22 protein-coding genes are annotated in these 20,371 nt (G+C 62.6%); 12 read left to right on the top strand and 10 right to left on the bottom strand.

Annotated features, from left to right (window positions below):
- The first annotated feature begins 133 nt into the window (after nucleotides 1–133).
- Both D0B32_RS17295 and D0B32_RS17290 read left to right on the top strand, forming a co-directional pair.
- Complete coding sequence (locus tag D0B32_RS17295; protein WP_117335195.1) at nucleotides 134–883, top strand: electron transfer flavoprotein subunit beta/FixA family protein; 750 nt, start codon at nucleotides 134–136, stop codon at nucleotides 881–883.
- A 16-nt stretch (nucleotides 884–899) separates the two neighbouring features.
- Nucleotides 900–1,835 carry an electron transfer flavoprotein subunit alpha/FixB family protein gene (locus D0B32_RS17290; protein ID WP_117335194.1) on the top strand — a complete coding sequence of 312 codons (936 nt, stop codon included), beginning with the start codon at nucleotides 900–902 and terminating at the stop codon, nucleotides 1,833–1,835.
- A 142-nt stretch (nucleotides 1,836–1,977) separates the two neighbouring features.
- Here the strand turns inward: D0B32_RS17290 and D0B32_RS17285 are convergent, their stop codons facing one another.
- Nucleotides 1,978–3,312, bottom strand: a complete 1,335-nt coding sequence (locus D0B32_RS17285; RefSeq protein WP_404935560.1) for a D-amino acid dehydrogenase — start codon at nucleotides 3,310–3,312, stop codon at nucleotides 1,978–1,980.
- 131 nt (nucleotides 3,313–3,443) lie between these two features.
- Here D0B32_RS17285 and D0B32_RS17280 point away from each other — a divergent pair, with 131 nt between their 5' ends.
- Together D0B32_RS17280 and D0B32_RS17275 are read left to right on the top strand one after the other, a co-directional pair.
- On the top strand, nucleotides 3,444–3,932 hold the full coding sequence (locus D0B32_RS17280) for an Lrp/AsnC ligand binding domain-containing protein (RefSeq protein WP_117335192.1): 489 nt from the start codon (nucleotides 3,444–3,446) through the stop codon (nucleotides 3,930–3,932).
- Nucleotides 3,933–4,041: 109 nt separating this feature from the next.
- On the top strand, nucleotides 4,042–5,163 hold the full coding sequence (locus D0B32_RS17275) for a PA0069 family radical SAM protein (protein WP_117335191.1): 1,122 nt from the start codon (nucleotides 4,042–4,044) through the stop codon (nucleotides 5,161–5,163).
- A gap of 59 nt (nucleotides 5,164–5,222) precedes the next feature.
- Here D0B32_RS17275 and D0B32_RS17270 read toward each other — a convergent pair whose 3' ends face one another.
- Together D0B32_RS17270 and D0B32_RS17265 are read right to left on the bottom strand one after the other, a co-directional pair.
- Nucleotides 5,223–5,690 (bottom strand): NINE protein, encoded by a 468-nt coding sequence (locus D0B32_RS17270; RefSeq protein ID WP_117335190.1) that lies wholly within the window; start codon nucleotides 5,688–5,690, stop codon nucleotides 5,223–5,225.
- A gap of 200 nt (nucleotides 5,691–5,890) precedes the next feature.
- Nucleotides 5,891–6,958 (bottom strand): sorbosone dehydrogenase family protein, encoded by a 1,068-nt coding sequence (locus tag D0B32_RS17265; protein WP_181969842.1) that lies wholly within the window; start codon nucleotides 6,956–6,958, stop codon nucleotides 5,891–5,893.
- A gap of 332 nt (nucleotides 6,959–7,290) precedes the next feature.
- Between D0B32_RS17265 and rpsP the strand changes: the two genes are divergently transcribed.
- The 6 genes from rpsP to D0B32_RS17235 all read left to right on the top strand — a co-directional run bounded on the left by rpsP (nucleotide 7,291) and on the right by D0B32_RS17235 (nucleotide 11,629).
- Nucleotides 7,291–7,545, top strand: a complete 255-nt coding sequence (gene rpsP / locus D0B32_RS17260; protein WP_025600315.1) for a 30S ribosomal protein S16 — start codon at nucleotides 7,291–7,293, stop codon at nucleotides 7,543–7,545.
- A 162-nt stretch (nucleotides 7,546–7,707) separates the two neighbouring features.
- Nucleotides 7,708–8,415 carry a ribosome maturation factor RimM gene (gene rimM / locus D0B32_RS17255; RefSeq protein ID WP_117335188.1) on the top strand — a complete coding sequence of 236 codons (708 nt, stop codon included), beginning with the start codon at nucleotides 7,708–7,710 and terminating at the stop codon, nucleotides 8,413–8,415.
- Between the two features lie 25 nt (nucleotides 8,416–8,440).
- Nucleotides 8,441–9,208, top strand: a complete 768-nt coding sequence (trmD, locus tag D0B32_RS17250; protein ID WP_117335187.1) for a tRNA (guanosine(37)-N1)-methyltransferase TrmD — start codon at nucleotides 8,441–8,443, stop codon at nucleotides 9,206–9,208.
- 151 nt (nucleotides 9,209–9,359) lie between these two features.
- Complete coding sequence (rplS, locus tag D0B32_RS17245; protein WP_117335186.1) at nucleotides 9,360–9,743, top strand: 50S ribosomal protein L19; 384 nt, start codon at nucleotides 9,360–9,362, stop codon at nucleotides 9,741–9,743.
- A 102-nt stretch (nucleotides 9,744–9,845) separates the two neighbouring features.
- Nucleotides 9,846–10,529: a CoA pyrophosphatase gene (locus D0B32_RS17240; RefSeq protein ID WP_117335185.1), complete on the top strand. Its 684-nt coding sequence runs from the start codon at nucleotides 9,846–9,848 to the stop codon at nucleotides 10,527–10,529.
- Nucleotides 10,530–10,690: 161 nt separating this feature from the next.
- A complete protein-coding gene (locus tag D0B32_RS17235; RefSeq protein WP_117335184.1) occupies nucleotides 10,691–11,629 on the top strand; it encodes a CobD/CbiB family protein in 939 nt (312 codons plus the stop codon).
- A 121-nt stretch (nucleotides 11,630–11,750) separates the two neighbouring features.
- Here the strand turns inward: D0B32_RS17235 and D0B32_RS17230 are convergent, their stop codons facing one another.
- The 3 genes from D0B32_RS17230 to D0B32_RS17220 form a co-directional block, all read right to left on the bottom strand.
- Nucleotides 11,751–12,071 (bottom strand): putative signal transducing protein, encoded by a 321-nt coding sequence (locus tag D0B32_RS17230; protein ID WP_117335402.1) that lies wholly within the window; start codon nucleotides 12,069–12,071, stop codon nucleotides 11,751–11,753.
- A gap of 133 nt (nucleotides 12,072–12,204) precedes the next feature.
- Entirely contained in the window at nucleotides 12,205–13,140 is a 936-nt protein-coding gene (gene rsgA, locus D0B32_RS17225) for a ribosome small subunit-dependent GTPase A (RefSeq protein WP_117335183.1), read from the bottom strand.
- Entirely contained in the window at nucleotides 13,137–14,396 is a 1,260-nt protein-coding gene (locus tag D0B32_RS17220) for a M48 family metallopeptidase (RefSeq protein ID WP_117335182.1), read from the bottom strand. Before D0B32_RS17220 ends, rsgA begins: the two co-directional genes overlap by 4 nt.
- Before the next feature lie 137 nt (nucleotides 14,397–14,533).
- Here D0B32_RS17220 and orn point away from each other — a divergent pair, with 137 nt between their 5' ends.
- A complete protein-coding gene (orn, locus tag D0B32_RS17215; RefSeq protein ID WP_117335181.1) occupies nucleotides 14,534–15,142 on the top strand; it encodes an oligoribonuclease in 609 nt (202 codons plus the stop codon).
- 88 nt (nucleotides 15,143–15,230) lie between these two features.
- Here orn and mog read toward each other — a convergent pair whose 3' ends face one another.
- Nucleotides 15,231–15,857 carry a molybdopterin adenylyltransferase gene (gene mog, locus D0B32_RS17210; protein WP_117335180.1) on the bottom strand — a complete coding sequence of 209 codons (627 nt, stop codon included), beginning with the start codon at nucleotides 15,855–15,857 and terminating at the stop codon, nucleotides 15,231–15,233.
- Nucleotides 15,838–16,452 (bottom strand): ribosome biogenesis factor YjgA, encoded by a 615-nt coding sequence (gene yjgA, locus D0B32_RS17205; protein ID WP_117335400.1) that lies wholly within the window; start codon nucleotides 16,450–16,452, stop codon nucleotides 15,838–15,840. Before yjgA ends, mog begins: the two co-directional genes overlap by 20 nt.
- Before the next feature lie 226 nt (nucleotides 16,453–16,678).
- Between yjgA and pmbA the strand changes: the two genes are divergently transcribed.
- Nucleotides 16,679–18,049, top strand: a complete 1,371-nt coding sequence (gene pmbA / locus D0B32_RS17200) for a metalloprotease PmbA (RefSeq protein ID WP_117335179.1) — start codon at nucleotides 16,679–16,681, stop codon at nucleotides 18,047–18,049.
- A 174-nt stretch (nucleotides 18,050–18,223) separates the two neighbouring features.
- Here the strand turns inward: pmbA and D0B32_RS17195 are convergent, their stop codons facing one another.
- Together D0B32_RS17195 and D0B32_RS17190 are read right to left on the bottom strand one after the other, a co-directional pair.
- Entirely contained in the window at nucleotides 18,224–18,754 is a 531-nt protein-coding gene (locus D0B32_RS17195) for a dihydrofolate reductase (protein ID WP_117335178.1), read from the bottom strand.
- 74 nt (nucleotides 18,755–18,828) lie between these two features.
- Nucleotides 18,829–20,298, bottom strand: coding sequence for a sigma-54 dependent transcriptional regulator (locus D0B32_RS17190; protein WP_220444941.1), 1,470 nt, complete (start codon nucleotides 20,296–20,298; stop codon nucleotides 18,829–18,831).
- Between the last annotated feature and the right edge of the window lie 73 nt (nucleotides 20,299–20,371).

Genomic DNA, 20,371 nt, shown 5'->3' with positions numbered 1-20,371 from the left:
CGACCGTTCGTAATTGCTGTCACGCCGCTGAGGAGCGCTATCCTCGCAGTCATCCAACCCACGGGCCGACCACGGAGAGGCTGTCGTTATAATGTCCGTTGGGTTGACGTATTCGTAACTTTGGAGCGTGTGCATGAAAATCCTGGTGCCAGTCAAGAGAGTGGTCGATTACAACGTCAAGGTCCGTGTGAAATCGGACAACACGGGTGTCGACATTGCCAACGTCAAGATGTCGATGAACCCGTTCGACGAAATCGCCGTGGAAGAAGCGGTGCGTCTGAAGGAAGCGGGCGTAGCGACCGAAGTGATCGCCGTGTCGGCGGGTGTCACGCAGTCGCAGGAAACGCTGCGCACGGCGCTGGCCATCGGCGCGGACCGCGCCATCCTCATCGAATCCTCGGAAGACCTGCAGCCGCTGGCCGTCGCCAAGCTGCTGAAGGCGCTGGTGGACAAGGAACAGCCGTCGCTGGTCATCCTCGGCAAGCAGGCCATTGACGACGATTCGAACCAGACCGGTCAGATGCTGGCTGCGCTGGCGAATCTGCCGCAAGCCACGTTTGCATCTAAGGTCGTCGTGGCTGACGGCAAGGCAACCGTGTCCCGCGAAGTGGACGGTGGCGCGGAAACGCTCTCGCTGACCCTTCCGGCCGTGGTCACCACCGACCTGCGCCTGAACGAGCCGCGTTATGTGACGCTGCCGAACATCATGAAGGCGAAAAAGAAGCCGCTGGAAACGATCAAGCCGGCAGACCTCGGCGTGGATGTCACGCCGCGCCTGAAGACGCTCAAGGTCGTCGAGCCGCCCAAGCGCTCCGCCGGTGTGAAGGTGCCGGACGTGAAGACGCTGGTCGAGAAGCTGAAGACCGAAGCCAAGGTGCTGTGAGAGGGAGACAGAGCAAATGACGAATCTGGTAATTGCAGAACACGACAACGCGTCGATCAAGGCAGCCACGCTGAACACGGTTGCAGCGGCGCAGAAGATTGGCGGTGATATCCACGTGCTGGTGGCCGGTCACAACGCCCAGGCCGCAGCGGATGCAGCGGCGAAGATTGCAGGCGTGACGAAGGTGCTGCTGGCCGATGCGCCGCAACTCGAAGCGGGCCTCGCGGAAAACGTCGAAGCCACCGTGCTGAACATGGCGAAGGACTATTCGCACATCCTCGCGCCGGCAACGGCCTACGGCAAGAACATCGCGCCGCGTATTGCCGCGAAGCTCGACGTCGCGCAGATCAGCGACATTACGGCAGTGGATTCGGCGGATACGTTCGAGCGTCCCATCTACGCGGGCAACGCCATCGCGACCGTGCAATCGGCTGATCCGATCAAGGTCATCACGGTGCGTTCGACGGGCTTCGATCCGGTTGCAGCAGAAGGCGGCAGCGCGGCGGTCGAAAAGATCGCAGCAGCGGCGGACAGCGGTCTGTCGCAGTTCGTCAGCCGTGAAGTGACGAAGCTGGACCGTCCGGAACTGACCTCGGCGTCGATCATCGTCTCGGGCGGTCGTGGTCTGGGCAGCGGCGAGAACTACACGAAGGTGCTCGAGCCGCTCGCCGACAAGCTGAACGCAGCACTCGGCGCGTCGCGCGCCGCAGTGGACGCCGGTTTCGTGCCGAACGACTATCAGGTGGGGCAGACGGGCAAGATCGTCGCGCCGCAACTGTACGTTGCTGTAGGCATCTCGGGCGCGATCCAGCATCTGGCCGGCATGAAGGATTCGAAGGTGATCGTGGCCATCAACAAGGATCCGGAAGCGCCGATTTTCAGCGTGGCCGATTACGGTCTGGTGGGCGATCTGTTTACGGTCGTGCCAGAACTGGTGGGCGAACTGGGTTGATCTGGCTGGCGCTGTAGAACGGCGCCATGCGGTAAAGGAAAAGGGCACTGGATCGTGGATCCAGTGCCCTTTTTGTTTTACGTGGCTGCTTGTCTAAAGCACTAACGAAAGGCCGCCTCGCTAGATCACCTCAGGCGCTCTCTTAAGCGTAGGCCGGACGCCCCGAGCCTTGCGCGTCGCCGAGATAACGATGCACCGACAGATCGTCCGAGCGAATCGCGGTTTGCTTGCCCGAGATCAGATCCGCGAGCAGTTGCCCCGAGCCGCACGACATGGTCCAGCCAAGCGTGCCGTGCCCCGTGTTCAGGAACAGATTCGACACAGGCGTGCGACCAACGATGGGCGTGCCGTCCGGCGTCATGGGCCGCAGACCGGTCCAGAAGCTAGCCTTCGAGGTGTCGCCGCCACCGGGGAACAGATCGTTCACGCACATTTCGAGCGTTTCGCGACGCGCCTGACGCAGCGACTTGTCGAAGCCCACGATCTCGGCCATGCCGCCCACACGGATGCGATCGTCGAAGCGCGTGATCGCGATCTTGTACGTTTCGTCGAGCACCGTCGACACCGGCGCGGCGGCTGCATTGACGATCGGCGCGGTAATCGAATAGCCCTTCAACGGATAGACCGGAATCTTGACGATTCCATCGAGGAACTTCGTCGAATACGAGCCCAGTGCCACGACGAATGCGTCCGCGCGCACCGTCTCGTTGCCGCACTGCACGCCGGCGATCCGGCCGCCCGCCATCTGGAGCGAATCGATGGGCGTGTTATAGCGGAATTTCACACCGATTTCTTCGGCCATTGCCGCAAGACGGGTAGTGAAGATCTGGCAGTCGCCGGTTTCATCGCCCGGCAGGCGCAAACCGCCCGTCAGCTTGTGCGACGTAGCAGCGAGCGCCGGCTCGGCACGCGCCAGTTCGCTGGCGGAGAGCAGCTCGAACGGAACGTTGGCTTCCTTCAGCACGGCGATGTCTTTCGCAGCACCGTCGAACTGCTGCTGCGTACGGAATACCTGCAACGTGCCGCCCGTACGGCCCTCGTACTGGATACCGGTGTCGGCGCGCAGCGCCTGCATGCAGTCACGGCTGTATTCGGCCAGACGCACCATGCGGCCTTTGTTGACGGCATAGCGCGCGGAGGTGCAGTTCTGCAGCATTTGCCACATCCACTGCAACTGGAATTGCGTCCCGTCTAGCCGGATAGCCAGCGGCGCGTGCTTCTGAAACATCCATTTGACAGCCTTCAGCGGCACACCCGGCGCGGCCCAGGGCGACGCGTAGCCGGGCGAAATCTGGCCGGCGTTGGCAAAGCTGGTTTCGAGCGCCGGGCCGGGCTCGCGATCAATGACGGTCACGTCGTGACCCGCACGCGCAAGATACCAGGCGCTCGTCACCCCGACGACACCACTGCCCAAAATGACGACTCGCATAGCTGCTCCAGAAGGGTTTTGGGCGCGGCGCATGGGATCTTTTCTCACGTGATCGAATTCGTCATTTGAATTTGTTCGATTCACGAGGCGATGCGTGGCTGGCCCAGTGTTAACCGCTATACTATTAAGTGTCAGGTAGGTTTTGTTATTGTATTTCTCAGGTTTTCAGTAAAAACACGATGCGAACTCAACGTCAACCGGTGCGCGCGCTCGACAAGCTCGATCACAAGATTCTCAAGCTGTTGCAGGACGACGGCCGCATGGCGATGAAAGACGTCGCGGAGCGTGTGGGGCTCTCGGTCACGCCTTGCATCGAACGGGTGAAGCGCATGGAGCGCGATGGCGTCATTACTGGCTACCACGCGCGGGTCAACCCGGCGGAACTGGGTGCGGCGCTGCTGGTGTTCGTCGAGATCACGCTCGATCACAAGAGCGGCAACATGTTCGACCAGTTCCGCCGCGAGGTGCAGAAGATTCCCGAGGTGCTGGAGTGCCATCTGGTCTCGGGCGATTTCGACTACCTGATCAAGGCACGCATTGGTGAGATGGCCGACTACCGCAAACTGCTGGGCGACATTCTCTTGCAGTTGCCGGGCGCGGTGCAGTCGAAGAGTTATGTGGTGATGGAAGAAATCAAGGAGACCTTGACCATCGCCGTGGGCGAATAGGCGCTGCGTCATGCGTTGAAAGCGGGTCTCGACAAACGGCTCGAATACTGTATATTTATACAGTATTCAGTTTGAGCTTGTCTCTCGTGGCTTTTGCCTTTCTCCCGTGATGGATCCCGACGCCGAATATCCGATCGCCCCGCCCGCGCCCCGCAAAGGGCGCGGCGCGGTGACGAACCTGCAGGGCCGCTATGAAGTCGATCAACGCGAAGTGGTCGACGACGGCTGGATGCTCCACGAAGAGGAAGAGGGCGGGCCGCCCGCGCTGCGCACCCAGGTGTTTGAAGAGCGGGCCAAAAGCATCCTGAATCGCAACGCTTCGCCGGACATTCCATTCAATGTGTCGCTCAACCCTTATCGGGGTTGCGAGCACGGCTGTATCTACTGTTTTGCGCGTCCGACGCATAGCTATCTGGGCCTGTCCCCGGGGCTTGATTTCGAGAGCCGCATTTACGCCAAGGTCAACGCGCCTGAGTTGCTCGCGCAGGAGTTATCGAAGCGATCCTACGTGCCTGAGCCCATCGCACTGGGCGTCAATACGGACGCGTGGCAGCCGGCCGAGCGCGACTTGCGACTGACGCGGCGGGTCATCGAGGTGTTGAGCGAACGCAATCATCCGTTTGCGGCCATTACCAAATCGTCGCTGATCGAACGTGATCTCGATCTCCTCGCGCCGATGGCGGCGCGCGGCCAGTTCATGGCGGCGATCACCATTACCACGCTCGACACCGAGATTGCACGCACGCTCGAGCCGCGTGCCGCGACGCCGACGCGCCGGCTGCGTACGATCCGCACGCTCGCCGAAGCAGGCATTCCGGTTGGGGTGAGCATTGCGCCGGTGATTCCCTTCGTGACCGAGCCGGATATGGAACGGGTATTGGAGGCGTGTGCCGAGGCAGGTGCGAAGAGCGCGAGCTATATCGTGCTGCGTTTGCCGTGGGAGGTGGCGCCGCTATTCAAAGGCTGGCTGGCAGCCCATTTTCCGGATCGCGCTGAGCGCGTGATGAGCAGGGTGCGGGACATGCGCGGCGGCAAGGATTACGACGCCAATTTTGCGACCCGGATGAAGGGCGAAGGCGCGTGGGCCGATCTGCTCAAACAGCGCTTCCATAAGGCAGCGCGGCGTCTCGGTCTGAACGAGCGTAACCGCGGCATTCTGGACATGTCGCACTTTAAGCACGTCGAGCCGAAGCGGGCCGAGCGCGACAATCCACAACTGGATCTGTTCTAGTTTTGGCCGCGGTTGTGGCTGTGCTGTCGCTGCGTTGTCTTTGCGTTGCCGGGTGCCTGTTACTGAGACAGAGCCTTTGCCGCCTCGACCTGTGATTCGAAGTAAGTCTGGAACGACAAGGCGAGGCCGGTCATCAGCAGCATCGCGCCAATGAACAGCGAGAAGATCACCACGAAGATGACCGCCCAGCCCGACTGGCTGCGCTTCCCGCTTTGTGCGTTGAATTGCGCGTCCCACTTCTCGTCGGGGCGCAGGCCGTAGACGATGGCGGCGAGAAAGGCCGCGAAGAGCGAAATGGCGCCGGGCACGGCCAACGCCCAGCCGAGCGTCGACGCGCGTTCGCTTGCAACCAGCAGCAGAACGCCGGGGATGCCGAGCAGCGTGAAAAATACGTGCGCCCAGCCGTAGATGTCGCGCGGGCCATACAGATAGAAGCGGTGCGCGCCGAGACTGCCGAAAAAGAACGCCAGCGCGGCGGTGAGTGTCTTGGACCTGAAGCGTGGGGACGACGAAACGCGGCTGGACATGTGGGCGTGAGTGGATTGACAGGCAGTCGAAAGTAGCGGCGCGCATGGTGTGCACGGAACGACGCGCATTCTACGCCGCGTGCAGGCGCGCGGCCACGTCGCATGCTGATTGGCGGCATTTGGTCTGGATGACGGAAGCGGCGTGGATGCCTAGACGTCCACTCGCCGAACTCCTCCGCGAGGCTCGAACCGGATTCTAATTAAGGCGCCGCGTACGTCACCCGGTAAATCGCGCCCGCATAGTCGTCGCTGATCAGCAGCGAGCCGTCTGACAGAGGCAGCACGTCGTCGGGGCGACCCCAGGTGCTTTCGTCAGGCATCAACCAGCCTTGAGCGAAGACCTCCTGATGCGCGCTGCTGCCGTCCGGGTTAGTGATGATGCGCACCACACGGTAGCCGGACTTTTTACTGCGGTTCCAGGAGCCGTGCTCCGCAATGAAAATGTTGTCGCGGTAGTCTGACGGAAACATGGAACCCGTGTAGAAGCGCATGCCGAGCGAAGCGACGTGGGCGCCCAGTTTGACCGCCGGCGGCGTGAAGTCGCTGCAGGGATGTTCCTTGCCGAACTCAGGATCGGACGTGTCGCCGCCGTGGCAATACGGGTAGCCGAAATTCATGCCGGCCCGCGGCGCATGGTTCAGCTTGTCGTCCGGGACGTCGTCGCCGAGCAGGTCGCGGCCATTGTCCGTGAACCAGAGTTCATGGTTGCCCGGCTGCCAGGCAAAGCCCACCGTGTTGCGGATGCCGCGCTCGATGGTCTCGTAATGGCTGCCGTCCGGATCCATCCGGCCCAGCATGGCGTAGCGGTCCGGGTCCGGCTTGCAGATGTTGCAGGGCGCCCCTTGCGGCACATAGAGCTTGCCGTCCGGTCCAAAGGCGATGAACTTCCAGCCGTGGTGATGTTCTGGTGGCAGTTTGTCGTTGATGATGACGGGCTTGGGCGGGTCGTTCAGATGCGAGTCGATCGCGTCGTAACGCAGAATCCGCGACACAGCGGAGACGTAGAGCGCGCCGTCGTGCCACGCCACCCCCGCTGGATCGTCGAGACCCGAGGCGATCACGTGGCGCGCCGTGACCCGTCCGTCGCGCAGCTCCAGCGCGTAAACGTGGCCGTCGAGGCTGCCTGCGTACAAAATGCCATTGGGGGAGAGCGCCATTTCACGGACGCTGGGTACCTCGTCCGAGAGCACCTCGATGTGGAAACCGGGCGGTAACCTGATTCGTTCAACAGGCAGGGCGGCTGACGCGGGGAGGGCAATCGCCAGCATGAGCACGGCCAGAATAGGGGGGCGGAACCCGCCGAGGCCGCTGCGCCGGCGTTCGAGAGGGTCGCGCTTGTGGGATGGCTCGTCATGCAACCCACGGTGCAGGCGTCGCGGCAGGCTGTTAAGCGAGCGCAGAAACAACGCGATCAGGGCAGATTTCATGGGCGTTTTATCGGGTTATTCCTGCGATTTGACGGGCCCCGGCCGCCCAGCCTGTATGGCCGGCACAACCGTAGCTGTCAGTTTATCCCCGTAAGTGTTTGTTATGGCTTCAGTTTCCCGCTATAATCGCGTGTTTCAGTCGTTCCGAACCCCGGTTTTCAAGGATTCTAGTAATGGTCATCATCCGCTTGGCTCGTGGCGGCTCCAAGAAGCGCCCGTTCTACAACATCGTCGCAACCGATTCGCGTAACCGTCGTGACGGCCGCTTCATCGAACGCGTTGGCTTCTACAACCCGGTAGCAACGAAGGGTGAAGCACTGCGTATCGCTCAAGACCGCCTGACGTACTGGCAAGGCGTTGGCGCGCAACTGTCGCCGACGGTCGAGCGTCTCGTGAAGGAAGCGCAAAAGGCGCAACCGGCCGCTTAATGGTCGCGAACATGTGCATCCCGGGCGGCTTGCGCGCTTTGCGTGGGCAACATGTCCGAGCTGGTGCGCAGGTTTGGCGCGGCATTGCGCAGGATTCGAGTGGCGCGGTGCACGGTAGTAATCAGTTCAAGTTGGCAGCGAAGCTCGCCTTGAGGTTTTCTCATGTCTGAACGCGATTCTGGCGGTTCAGGGCGTGCTAAGGCAGCTCCCCGCAGTCAGGCAGCGTTTGGTGCATTCGTCCGCAAGCCGGTCGAGCGTGCCAAAACAACGGGCCACGCTCTGGAGGCCGCTGCCAGTGACGCCGCAATGCGTGTCGAAACGGTCGAAAGCTGGCCGGACGACGCGGTTGAAGTGGGCGCAGTCGTCGACGCTTACGGCCTCAAAGGCTGGGTCAAGGTAGCCGCACATGCGGACGCCGGGCGAGGTGGCGACGCCTTGCTGAGCGCGAAGCGCTGGTGGCTCATGAAAGGCCACGAGCGTAGTTCGGCGCCGGCGTTGCAGGCAAAAATACACAGCGACAGCATCGTCGCCCATCTGGGCGGCACGGCTGACCGCGACGCGGCGCTCGCGCTGCGTGGTACGCGGGTGTTCATCTGCCGCAGTGATTTTCCGGCACTTGAAGCTGACGAATTCTACTGGGTCGATTTGCTCGGCCTGGATGTCGTGAACGTTGCCGGGGTCGCACTCGGCAAGGTCGCTGACATGATCGACAACGGTGCGCACTCGGTGTTGCGCATCGAATACCCGGCTACCGGCAAAGACGGTAAGCCGGTCACGGGCGAGCGCTTGATCCCGTTCGTCGGTGTCTATGTCAAAACGGTAGATCAGGCGGCGAAGCAGATCGTCGTCGACTGGGAAGCCGACTATTAAGCAAGCTCGATAACGGGAGAGAGCGATGCAGTTCGATATCGTCACGCTCTTTCCTGACATGTTTCGTGCGCTGACCGACTGGGGCATTACCAGCCGCGCGGCGAAGCAGGCGCGGTACGGTTTGCGCACGTGGAATCCGCGTGATTTCACGACCGACAACTACCGCACCATCGACGATCGCCCGTATGGCGGCGGTCCAGGCATGGTCATGCTGGGCAAGCCTCTAGAAGATGCGATCGGTGCTGCGAAAGAAGCGCAGGCGCAGCAGGGCATTACCGCTTCTCGTGTCGTGATGATGTCCCCGCAAGGCGCGACGCTCAATCACGAACGGGTCATGCAGTACGCCGCGCAGCCCGGCCTGATCTTGTTGTGCGGCCGCTATGAAGCGATCGACCAGCGTCTCATCGAGCGCTGTGTGGATGAAGAAGTGAGCCTCGGCGACTTCGTGCTGTCCGGTGGTGAATTGCCGGCTATGGCCCTGATGGACGCCGTGGTGCGACAGTTGCCTGGCGTGCTGAACGACTCGCAGTCGGCGGTGCAGGACAGTTTTGTCGACGTGCTGCTGGATTGTCCGCATTACACCCGCCCGGAAGAATACGAAGGCGTGCGGGTGCCCGATGTGCTGCTCGGTGGCCATCATGCGGAAATCGAGGCGTGGCGCCGGCGCGAAGCGTTGCGCAACACGTTGAACAAGCGGCCCGATCTGATCGAAAAGGCCCGAAAGAACAAGATGTTGAGCCGTGCCGACGAGGCATGGCTTGCAAGTCTCGCGAAGGAAGCATCGAAGGCGTAAAGCCCCGGTGTTACTAGCGAATAGGCGGCGCCGCACATGCGTGTACGGTGCCTGATGTGAACCCATCCTCTATCGGGGCCGTAGCCGAAGCGCAGACTAAAGCCGCGCAAGGCAGGTACGAACGCCGACATGATGGACTTAGGAGTCAGTGATGAATCTGATTGCAAAACTCGAGCAGGAAGAAATCGCGCGCGCCCTCGGCGAGAAGACCATCCCCGAATTCGCCCCCGGCGATACGGTGATCGTCAGCGTGAACGTGGTTGAAGGTACGCGTAAGCGTGTTCAGGCTTACGAAGGCGTCGTGATCGCCAAGCGTAACCGTGGTCTGAATTCGTCGTTCATCGTCCGCAAGATTTCGTCGGGCGAAGGCGTCGAGCGTACGTTCCAGACGTACTCGCCGCTGCTGGCAAGCATCGTCGTGAAGCGTCGCGGTGATGTGCGTCGTGCGAAACTGTACTACCTGCGCGACCGTTCGGGCAAGTCGGCCCGGATCAAGGAAAAGCTGGTCTCGAAAGACCGCGCTTCCCAAGCGTAAAAGCTGTAAGAAAAAGCACCCCCTGTGGGTGCTTTTTTGTTTGTTGGGTCAGAATAGCAACATGTCCCACGCAAGCTCGTTCCGAGAATTACGAGAGTCCCGTTGACCCGACCCGTCTTCCAGCCCGAAACCCTGCCTGTCGAATCGACGGGTGATGATTTGCCATTGGTTGCCCCGGCACGTCTGACGCCAGATGGCTTGCGGGCACGCTTCGAGCAGCGTCTGTCCTGGACGACGGAAGCCGAAGATCCGCGCTGGAAAGAATTTTCCGACCCACGCGTGGCCGCCGTGCTGGTGCCGCTCGCGGTGCGTGAAGACGGCATCACGGTCCTGTTGACCCAGCGGGCCGACCATCTCAACGATCACGCCGGCCAGGTCAGCTTTCCCGGCGGACGCCACGAACCTTTCGATGCCAACGCTACTGCCACGGCCCTGCGCGAAGCACAGGAAGAGGTGGGCCTCGATCCGGCGCGCGTCGAGGTGCTCGGCGCGTTGCCTGACTACCTCACGGGTACTGGCTTTCGCGTGACGCCGGTAGTGGCGCTGGTGCATCCGCCCTTTACCGTGAAGGCCGACTCGTTCGAGGTGGCCGAAATCTTTGAAGTGCCCCTGAGCTTTCTGATGGACCCCGCGCATCATCAGATACGCGTGTTCCGTTGGGAGGGCGGCGAGCGGCGCTTTTTCGCCATGCCGTACCCACGCGGTGATGCGGAGGAGGGCGATTACTTCATCTGGGGCGCGACGGCTGGGATGCTGCGCAACTTCTATCGTTTCCTTGCAGCATGAGTGCGTGCCGGATCGACCGCCGCTTATGTACTGCGCAGGGTCAAGACGCCGTGCATTGGCATTGGCTGTCGCGGCTTTGCAACCATCGCGAGGCTTCGGGCATCCGACCCTGTGATATCGTTATAGAACAATCGTAAAACTCGAATGGCACGGCGCATCGCATGACTTTTTTCTCCGTATTGCTGGCTCTGATCATTGAACAGGTGCGCGCACTATCGCCGAACAATCCGGTGTCCGCGTTGCTTCAATATCACGCGGAGTCGGCGGCACTGGGATTCGACGCCGGCAAGCCCAAGCACGGCGTGCTCGCGTGGCTGGTGGTCGTGCTGCCGTGGACCCTCGTCGTCGCGCTCGTCTACTACGTCCTCTATCACATCAACTTCGTGCTGGCGTTCCTGTGGAACGTAGTGGTGGTCTATTTCACGCTCGGTTTTCGCCAGTTCAGCCACTATTTCACCGACATCCATCTCGCGCTCAACAGCGACGACGTGCCACGCGCGCGGGAAATCCTCAATGAATGGACCGGGCTGGATACGGTCGACATGCCTGTCAGCGAAATCGTACGGCACACCTTGATCCACGCGGTCGTGGCGTCGCATCGCCATGTGTTCGGCGTGTTCTTCTGGTTCCTCGTGCCGATCGGTCCCGCTGGCGCCGTGCTGTACCGCATCGCGGAATATCTGGCGCGTGCATGGTCGCGTCCCACGGACGAACGCACGCCGGCGTTCTCGAGCTTTGCGCAACGGGCGTTCTTCGTGATCGACTGGGTGCCGGCGCGGTTGACGTCGCTGGGTTTTGCGATTGTCGGCAACTTCGAGGACGCCATCTACGCGTGGCGCAATCACGCCCGGCAATGGCCCGATACGAATGACGGCGTGCTGCTCGCGGCGGGCAGCGGCGCCTTGGGTGCACGTCTGAGCGGACCGCTCGCCGAGCCCTCCAGCCTCGATGCATTGGCGACCGGCGACGGCGGTCCGATGCAGGTGGGCGACGATTGCACGCCGCGCACGCTGCAATCAGCGGTGGGGTTGGTGTGGCGCGCGGTGATCCTGTGGATGATCCTGCTGCTGATGCTGACCATCGCGGTGTGGCTGGCGTAAAGCGCACGAAGCGCGTCTAGACGCTATCTTGTCGAGCAGGTTGCCTAAGTAAGGCCGGGTCATCCCGGCCTTACTCTTTTTGAGCCCGGATCGGAAATCGCCAAACGCGCCGCATCCATGCTCACCCATCCAGCGGATTCCGCGCCGTCCCGCATTGCCAGCACACGGTGAACTGCGCTTCGAGCGTCTCACCGCATTGACCACAGCGCCATGACGGCGTGCCTGCCGCCGGGCCATGCGCCGCCGCGTTGATGAGTCTGCGTGCGATCACCTCATCGCGCTCATCCACGAGCCAAAGCTCCGGCGCGCATTGATCCGCCGGAATCTCGCCAAGCGCGCCGTTCAGATAGCGGTTGTGCAACTCGCAGGCAATGCCGGCCGTCGCCAGCACATTGACCCAATGCTGTCCGATCAGCAGATTCGGTGCGCGCATCAGTTTCATCATGAGGGAAGCCGGTTGCACATAAAGAGGACGGGAAAAAACAGACGGGACAGACGCGACAGCTGGCCCAGCAGCACCATTCCGCAAGACACGAGCAGATCACGCGAGGCACGGCTCAACGCAGCGCGCCGCATTAACGGACGATCTGACTCGCTTCGTGCACCAGCTGTGCGTAGAGCGCGTGCCGCGCCGGCGCGATGCGGCCGTCCGCGACGGCCTCGAGAATCGCACAACCCGGTTCCTGCAGGTGATGGCAGTTATAGAAGCGGCAATTCGGCAGCAACGGTCTGAACTCAGGGAACGCCCGTTCGAGCCGTCCTTCGGTGAGATGGTGCAGCCCGAATTCCTGGAAGCCAGGTGAGTCGATCAGCGATCCACCATCCGGCAACGGATAAAGCCGGGTGAACGTCGTCGTATGCCGGCCGCTATTGAGCGCAGTCGAGATTTCGCGCGTTGCCACCTCGGCGTTCGGCACCACCAGGTTGACCAGCGTCGATTTGCCCATGCCCGACTGGCCGAGCAGCAACGTCGAATGTCCGCGCAGATGGTCGTCCAGTGCGGCGCGCGCCGCCTCCGGCTGGGTCTTGATCGACAGTTCGACGACCGTATAACCCAGCGCCGTGTAGCGTGCCAGACGCTCGCGCGCGCCGGGCAAGGCGGCCACCACGTCGGTCTTGTTCAACACGATCAGCGGCTTGAGTTCATTGGCTTCAGCCGCGACCAGCGCGCGGCCGAGCAGGTCTTCGCTGAAATGCGGCTCAGTGGCGAGCACGATCAGCAACTGATCGAGGTTCGCCGCAAATAGCTTGGATTTGTACTGATCCGAGCGGTAGAGCAGATTGCGCCGCTCGCCGATTTCAACGATCACGCCCTGATCGGCGGAAGTGGGCTCGTAGATCACCTTGTCGCCCACCGCGACTTCGCTGCGCTTGCCGCGCGGGAAACACTGTAACGGCGCGCTGCCGTCTTCCGGCGCCACGAGGTAGTGGCGGCCATGCGCCGCGATCACGAGGCCGTGCACGCGGGTGCTGGACACCGCGCGTGCCGCCTTCGGCGAACGGCCGCTCATGCGTGGCGCAGCAGACGGTCGATCCGCTGTGAGGCCGGCGGATGCGAATAGTAGAACGCGGTGTAGAGCGGATCGGGCGTGAGCGTGGACGCGTTGTCCTCGTACAGCTTGACCAGCGCGTTGACGAGGTCCTGCGCATCGGTCTGGGTGGCAGCGAACGCGTCCGCTTCGAACTCGTGCTTGCGCGAGCTGAGACTGCCGAGCGGCGTCACGAAGAACAGGAACACCGGCAGCGCGAGGAAGAACAGCACGAGCGCAAGCCCGCTGTTGCCGCCCATCAGCGACGGCCGCACACCGAGCCCTTCGTAGAACCACACGCACTGCATCAGCCAGCCCAGCAGCGCGAGCATCACGAGGCTGACGGCAAAAATCACGATCATTCGCTTGATGACATGGCGACGTTTGAAGTGACCCAGCTCGTGCGCGAGCACCGCTTCGATCTCGTTGCCCGACAGGCGCGAGAGCAGGGTGTCGAAGAACACGATGCGCTTGGCCGCGCCGAAGCCCGTGAAATACGCGTTGCCGTGCGCGGAGCGGCGGCTGCCGTCCATCACGAAGAGGCCCTTCGCCGCGAAGCCGCAGCGCTTCATCAGCGCTTCGATGCGGTTCACCAGCGCCTCGTCCTTGAGCGGCTCGAACTTGTTGAAAAGCGGTGCGATGAACGACGGATACAGCACCAGCACGAGCATCTGGAACACCACCCAGACCACCCACGCCCACAGCCACCAGAGGCTGCCGGCCTGATTCATCAGCCACAGCACCACGAACAGCAGCGGCAGGCCAAACGCGGCGCCGATCAGCGCGCCCTTGATGCGGTCGGCGAAGAAAATGCCCTTGCTCATGCGGTTGAAGCCGAAGCGTTGCTCGATCACGAACTGGCGGTAGTAATCGAACGGCAGGTCGATCACGCTGGTAACGACGATCACGGCGGCGATCAGCCCGATCTGGCCGAGGTAGCCGCGGCCGAGCCAGTCCGAAATGGCGAGATCGAGCGCCTGTACGCCGCCCAGCAACGTCAAGCCGATCAGCACAGCCGCGCTTACGACGATCTCGATCATGGTGAGACGGGTGCGTTCGACGGTGTAGTCGGCGGCGCGCTGGTGCGCGGTCAATGCAATCGTGCCGGCGAACTGGCCGGGCACCTGTTCGCGGTGCGCCGCCACGAAGCGGATTTGCCGCGACGCGAGCCAGAGCTTGGTGCCGACCATCGCCACCACGGCGATCGCAAACAGAACGGTGAAGTACAAAGTAGGCATCCGGGAAATCCGTGGTATCTATGCGACAATTATATGTTTGTTCCCGCCGGCTGGCGGGGCTCGCTCAAACGAACTTGCAAACGGTGCACGGGCGCGTCTTGCGAAGGCGCGCGGTGCCGTTCATTAAGGTTGCCTTCATGACTGACATCCTCGAATCCGCTGAGTCGCCCGCGCTCGTCCGCAGCGACATGAATCTGATCTGGCTGGACATGGAAATGACCGGGCTCGAACCGGACACCGACCGCATCATCGAGATCGCCGTGGTGGTGACCAATTCCACGCTCGACCGGCTTGTCGAAGGTCCGGTGCTGGCCATTCATCAGAGCGATGAAACGCTCAACAAGATGGACGAGTGGAATCAGAACACCCATGGCCGTTCGGGGCTGATCGACCGGGTGCGCGCATCGACCATTGACGAAGCGCAAGCCACCGAGCAGATTCGCACGTTCCTCGGCCAGTTCGTGCCGCCGGGCAAGTCGCCCATGTGCGGTAATTCCATCTGCCAGGACCGCCGCTTCATGGCGCGCTGGATGCCGGATCTGGAGCGCTTCTTCCATTACCGCAATCTCGACGTGAGCACGCTCAAGGAATTGTGCCGCCGCTGGCAGCCCGCCATCTATAAGGGTTTCCAGAAGCGCGCCATGCATACCGCGCTGGCCGATATCCATGAGTCGATCGACGAACTCAAGTACTACCGCGAGCACTTCCTGATTCCGGCAGCCAGTGCGCCGGTAGCGGAAGCTTGAGCGTAGGTATAAGAAGCCTGGGTGGCTGTTGCTGGCAGGCGAGGACCGTGTGCCTCGCCGTGCCACGCAGCGCTTCTCGCGCCCAGCTTCACCCCTGACGCGGCGCCCGCACCGCGTTCTTCGGCCGGAACGCCTTCACGACCGCCGGACTGGTTTCCACATACGGACCGCCGATCAGGTCGATACAGTACGGCACGGCGGCGAAAATCCCCGGCACCTTTGCCACGCCTGCGTCATCGCGCAGGCCTTCCAGCGTTTCCCGAATCGACTTCGGCTGCCCCGGCAGATTGACGATCAGCGCCGCATGGTCGGCAGTTTCGCGGATCACCGCCACCTGGCGCGACAGAATGGCGGTCGGCACGAAATTCAGGCTGATCTGCCGCATCTGCTCGCCGAAACCGGGCATTTCTTTCGTTCCCACCGCAAGCGTCGCTTCCGGCGTCACATCGCGCCGGGAAGGCCCGGTGCCGCCCGTGGTCAGCACCAGATCGCACCCTAGCGTGTCCACCAGTTCAACGAGCGTCGCCGAGATGGTCGGCGCGTCGTCCTGAATCAGCCGCGTGACAACCTGCCAGGGCGAACTCAACGCCGTGCCCAGCCATTCCTGCAAAGATGGAATGCCTTTGTCCTCGTAGACACCCGTGCTGGCCCGGTCGCTGATCGACACGAGGCCGATCACGAGTTCATCCGGATGATTACGCGCGATCTTCGTCATGGTCGTCTTCCGGCGCGTCGGATTCATCGGCGTCATCCGACGCCTCGGGACCATCGGCGTTCTTGATCCACTGGAACAGCTCGCGGAAATAGCGCGGCGGCTTGCTCTGCTGCGCCTCCTTGCGGGCGTTGCGGATCAGCGTGCGGCCTTCCTGCGGGTCGGCGGCGGGGTGCTGGCGAATGAATTCGGTGAGCGCGGCGTCGTCGGCGAGCAGTTTCTCGCGGGTGCGCTCGATCCAGTGCAGCCGTGCCGTCTCGGCCTTGTTGATGCCGTTGTATGAATCCAGCGCGGTGCGCAGCGCGGCGGTTTCGTCGTCGTGCAGCGAGCGCATCACGCGCCCCACGTACTGCACCTGACGGCGTTTGCCTTCGTGATCGGTGATGCGGCGTGCTTCGCGAACTGCGTCGTCGAGCTTTTCGGGCATCGGCATGCGCTTGAGCGCGTCTTTGGGCAGGGCGATCAGCGCCTCGCCCAGTTCCTGCAGCGCGTGCATTTCGCGCTTGAGCTGGGACTTGCTGGGACGGTCGTAGCCGTTCTCGTCGACGACGTTCTCGGCGGCGGCTTCCATCGGTTGAATGCGGGTTTTGCGTGTCATACCGATATTGTAGCGGAGCGGCGCGCAGGGCTTGCGGCGCGTGAGGCCGAGCAGCGTATGGCGGCCGTGGCGTGACGGCAGACCGTCGACGCATGAGCGACCACAATGGCTGCAGGCGAATGCCAGGTACGCCAGCGCGGACCTTGCTATGATCGCGGGATACGTAGCGACGTACTTGAGAACATACCCGCGGGCCGCTTCGGCCCCGAACAGGACGGCAACGAATATGGCAGCAGACATGGACGTCAGACAGCGTTTTTTCCCGCATACCCAGGATGAGCTGAAGGAAATCGCCTCGGACATCCTGCGTCACGCGAAGTCGCTCGGCGGCACCGACGCGGCGACCGAAATCTCCGAAGGCGACGGCCTGTCCGTCTCCGTGCGGCGTGGCGAGGTCGAGACGATCGAACACAATCGCGACAAGATGGTCGGCGTGACGGTGTTCATCGGCAACAAGCGCGGCAACGCGAGCACTTCGGACTTCTCGTCGCAGGCCTTGAAGGACACGGTCGCGGCCGCCTACAACATTGCGCGCTTCACGGCGGAAGACGACTGCGCGGGCCTCGCCGAGGCGGAGTTGCTCGAAACGTCGCCGCGCGACCTCGACCTGTATCACCCGTGGAATCTGAGCGCGGATGAAGCGGTCGAGATTGCCCGCCGCGCCGAAGACGCTGCGTTCGCCACTAGTCCGCAGATTCGCAATTCGGAAGGTGCGAGCGTGTCGGCACAGCATTCGCAGTTTGTGTTGGCCACCTCGCGCGGTTTCCTCGCGGGCTATCCGTATTCGCGTCATTACGTGGCATGCGCGCCGATCGCCGGCAGCGGGCGCAACATGCAGCGCGACGACTGGTACACCTCGAAGCGCAGCGCCGGCGAACTGGCCGAGCCGGAAGCCATCGGACGCTATGCGGCGGAGCGGGCGCTGGCCCGGATCGGCGCACGCGGCCTCGATACGCGCAAGGTGCCGGTGCTGTTCGAGGCGCCGCTTGCAGCGGGCATCCTCGGCGCGTTCGTGCAGGCGGTGAGCGGCGGCGCGCTGTATCGCAAGACCTCGTTCCTGGTCGACAGCCTGGGCAAGCCGGTGTTCGCGCCGCACATCCAGGTGGTCGAAGATCCGCACGTGGCGCGTGCGATGGGCAGCGCTCCTTTCGACGAAGAAGGCGTGCGTACCAAACAGCGTTCGGTGGTGAAAGACGGCGTCGTGGAAGGCTATTTCCTGTCCACCTATTCGGCACGCAAGCTCGGCATGCAAACCACGGGTAACGCCGGCGGCTCGCATAACCTGTCGCTGCTCAGCTCGAACACGCGTCCCGAGGACGATTTCGAAGCCATGCTGAAAAAGCTCGGCACCGGTTTGCTGCTGACCGAACTGATGGGGCAGGGCGTCAACTACGTGACGGGCGACTATTCGCGCGGCGCGTCGGGTTTCTGGGTGGAGAACGGCAAGATCCAGTATCCGGTGGAAGAAATCACGGTGGCGAGCACGCTGCAGGAGATGTTCCGCCATATCGTCGCGGTCGGCGCGGATACCATCGTGCGCGGTACCAAGCAGACCGGCTCGGTGCTGATCGAACGCATGACGATTGCTGGCCAGTAACGTCCGGAAAAAGCCGGGGCATCGTGGCCGCTGATCGCGCGGCGCGAAGCCCAGGTTTCAAACCGGCTTTGCCCGAGCCACAAACAAACAGAAAGGCCACGGAAACGATGTTTCCGTGGCCTTTCTGTTTCATGTCTTTCGAACACCAGCGCTTACCTGCAGCGCTACGCCACCTCAGGCCGCCGACGCCTGCCGCGCCTCGGCGACCGCGCCTTTGCGCCGATACGTGACGAACGCGTAATCGAATTCGTTTGGCGCATGGGCGCGATGCGTCTCATGTGCCACTTCTTCCCATTCCTGCGGATCGAGCGCCGCGAAATGGGCGTCACCGTCGAAATCAACCGAAATCTCGGTGATGATCAGCTTGTCGGCGTGCGCCAGCCCCTCGCCATACAGTTCCGCACCGCCAATCAAAAAGGCCTCCGGCGCCTGGTCCTGACCCGCGAGGCTGAGCGCCTCGTCGAGATTGGTGGCGGTATCACAGCCTGTGAAGCGGCGCTGCGCGTTGCGCGTCACCACGATATTGCGGCGCCCCGGCAATGGCCGGCCAATCGACTCATGGGTCTTGCGGCCCATGATGATGGGTGCGCCCATCGTCGTGCGCTTGAAGAAGGCCAGATCTTCCGGCAAACGCCAGGGAAGCTGGTTGTCGCGGCCGATCACGCCATTGCGGGCGCGAGCGACGATCAGGGTGAGCGTCGTCATGGAGTGAACAGGGTAACGGAATCGTTACGATTCTACCTGAGGCCCGGCGAGCCCCCGTTACCCGCCACTTTGCTTCATTCGCGCGCCGCTGCGCCGTCACCGAACAGCGACTTTTCGTCCACCTCGGTCATCTCGCGCAGGTCATGCACACCCATCAACCGGTGCAGCGTGACGCGCGATATGCCGAGATCCGCCGCCGCCTCGGTCAGACGATGCCGATGACGCAGCAAGGCTGCTTCGATGGCACGCTTCTCGGCGGCTTCGCGGGCTTGCGAGAGGCTCACGCTTTGCTGAGCGGTGAAGTGCGCAAGATCGAGATCGTCGGCGGAAATCAGCTTGTTTTCCGCCATGACGATGGCGCGGCGCACGCGGTTGATCATCTCGCGCACGTTGCCGGGCCAGTTGTAGTTATGCATGGCCTCGATCGCCGACGGCATGAAGCCACGAATCTTGCGCGTGCTGTCGGTCTTGAACTTGTGCAGGATGTGATGGGCAAGAATTTCGATGTCCTTGCCACGGGCGCGCAGCGGCGGCTCGTCGACGCGCAGCACGCACAGGCGGTGAAACAGGTCCGCGCGAAAATGTCCGTCGCGCATGGCGCTTTCGAGGTCCACGTGGGTGGCCGAAATGATCCGCACATCCACCGGAATGGACTCGCGCCCGCCCAGCCGTTCGATCTTGCCTTCCTGTAAAAAACGCAGCAGGCTTGCCTGGCTTTCCAGCGGCAAGTCGCCGATTTCATCCAGCAGCAGCGTGCCGCCGTCTGCCGCTTCCACCCGGCCAATCTTGCGCTGGTTCGCGCCGGTGAACGCGCCCCGTTCGTAGCCGAATAATTCGGACTGCAACAGATGATGCGGAATTGCCCCGCAGTTGATGGCGACGAACGGCGCCTTGCGGCGCGGCGAACGCTCGTGGATTGCGAGCGCGGTGAGTTCCTTGCCGGTACCCGATTCGCCGGAGATGAACACACTGGCATCCGTATTGGCGACCTTGCGGATAGTGCGAAAGAGCTGCTGCATCGCCTCGCAGGTGCCGACCATCTCGTCGTCGCCGCCCGTCGAGACCGGCGGCGTCTCTTCCGGATCGCACAGCGTCACCATGCCGAATGCGTGGCTGACCAGATAGTCGATCGTCGCGTGCGCGACCGGCGTCTTGATGTAGTCGAAGCAGTAGTGGCGGATCAGGCGGCGTGCGTCTGGGTCGGCCAGCCGTTGCGGCGTCGCGAGCGCGATCCAGCCCACCTGCTGCTGGCGCAGGCTCGCTTCGAGGCCGCCAATGTCGCGCGGCGGAAAACTGGCCAGATCCACGATCCCGGCGCACACCGTATCGGGCTTGAGCAGACGCAACACCTCGTGCGCCGAGCGCGCCACCACCACCGTCCAGTCGCGGCTTTTCAGATGCGCGACGAGCGCCTCATCGACGCTGCGCGAGACGTACATCACGATGCGTTCGGTATGCGCGAGCGGGGGCGCCGCGACGTTTTTCTCTTCGGTCGCAGGCGGTTCGCGCCGCTCGGCGGGCAGCGCGCTTTCCTGTGGACGCATCAGGCTGACGTCCAGCGGTCTGGCGAGCGAAAGATGCGTACCGGAGGGCGGCGGAACACTAGTCAAATGGGAT

Source organism: Paraburkholderia sp. DHOC27 (assembly GCF_003429005.1).
GTDB lineage: Bacteria > Pseudomonadota > Gammaproteobacteria > Burkholderiales > Burkholderiaceae > Paraburkholderia.
This window is presented reverse-complemented; position numbering and strand designations above follow the sequence as displayed.

Excerpts from the sequence above, each read along its gene's own strand:
- orn (WP_117335181.1), top strand. The coding sequence starts at position 14,534 with ATGACTGACATCCTCGAATCCGCTGAGTCGCCCGCGCTCGTCCGCAGC.
- rpsP (WP_025600315.1), top strand. The coding sequence starts at position 7,291 with ATGGTCATCATCCGCTTGGCTCGTGGCGGCTCCAAGAAGCGCCCGTTC.
- D0B32_RS17220 (WP_117335182.1), bottom strand. The coding sequence starts at position 14,396 with ATGCCTACTTTGTACTTCACCGTTCTGTTTGCGATCGCCGTGGTGGCG.
- pmbA (WP_117335179.1), top strand. The coding sequence starts at position 16,679 with ATGGCAGCAGACATGGACGTCAGACAGCGTTTTTTCCCGCATACCCAG.
- D0B32_RS17295 (WP_117335195.1), top strand. The coding sequence starts at position 134 with ATGAAAATCCTGGTGCCAGTCAAGAGAGTGGTCGATTACAACGTCAAG.
- rimM (WP_117335188.1), top strand. The coding sequence starts at position 7,708 with ATGTCTGAACGCGATTCTGGCGGTTCAGGGCGTGCTAAGGCAGCTCCC.
- D0B32_RS17275 (WP_117335191.1), top strand. The coding sequence starts at position 4,042 with ATGGATCCCGACGCCGAATATCCGATCGCCCCGCCCGCGCCCCGCAAA.
- trmD (WP_117335187.1), top strand. The coding sequence starts at position 8,441 with ATGCAGTTCGATATCGTCACGCTCTTTCCTGACATGTTTCGTGCGCTG.
- D0B32_RS17230 (WP_117335402.1), bottom strand. The coding sequence starts at position 12,071 with ATGAAACTGATGCGCGCACCGAATCTGCTGATCGGACAGCATTGGGTC.
- mog (WP_117335180.1), bottom strand. The coding sequence starts at position 15,857 with ATGACGAAGATCGCGCGTAATCATCCGGATGAACTCGTGATCGGCCTC.
- D0B32_RS17190 (WP_220444941.1), bottom strand. The coding sequence starts at position 20,298 with ATGCGTCCACAGGAAAGCGCGCTGCCCGCCGAGCGGCGCGAACCGCCT.
- yjgA (WP_117335400.1), bottom strand. The coding sequence starts at position 16,452 with ATGACACGCAAAACCCGCATTCAACCGATGGAAGCCGCCGCCGAGAAC.
- D0B32_RS17195 (WP_117335178.1), bottom strand. The coding sequence starts at position 18,754 with ATGACGACGCTCACCCTGATCGTCGCTCGCGCCCGCAATGGCGTGATC.
- rplS (WP_117335186.1), top strand. The coding sequence starts at position 9,360 with ATGAATCTGATTGCAAAACTCGAGCAGGAAGAAATCGCGCGCGCCCTC.
- D0B32_RS17290 (WP_117335194.1), top strand. The coding sequence starts at position 900 with ATGACGAATCTGGTAATTGCAGAACACGACAACGCGTCGATCAAGGCA.
- D0B32_RS17265 (WP_181969842.1), bottom strand. The coding sequence starts at position 6,958 with ATGCTGGCGATTGCCCTCCCCGCGTCAGCCGCCCTGCCTGTTGAACGA.
- rsgA (WP_117335183.1), bottom strand. The coding sequence starts at position 13,140 with ATGAGCGGCCGTTCGCCGAAGGCGGCACGCGCGGTGTCCAGCACCCGC.
- D0B32_RS17270 (WP_117335190.1), bottom strand. The coding sequence starts at position 5,690 with ATGTCCAGCCGCGTTTCGTCGTCCCCACGCTTCAGGTCCAAGACACTC.
- D0B32_RS17235 (WP_117335184.1), top strand. The coding sequence starts at position 10,691 with ATGACTTTTTTCTCCGTATTGCTGGCTCTGATCATTGAACAGGTGCGC.
- D0B32_RS17280 (WP_117335192.1), top strand. The coding sequence starts at position 3,444 with ATGCGAACTCAACGTCAACCGGTGCGCGCGCTCGACAAGCTCGATCAC.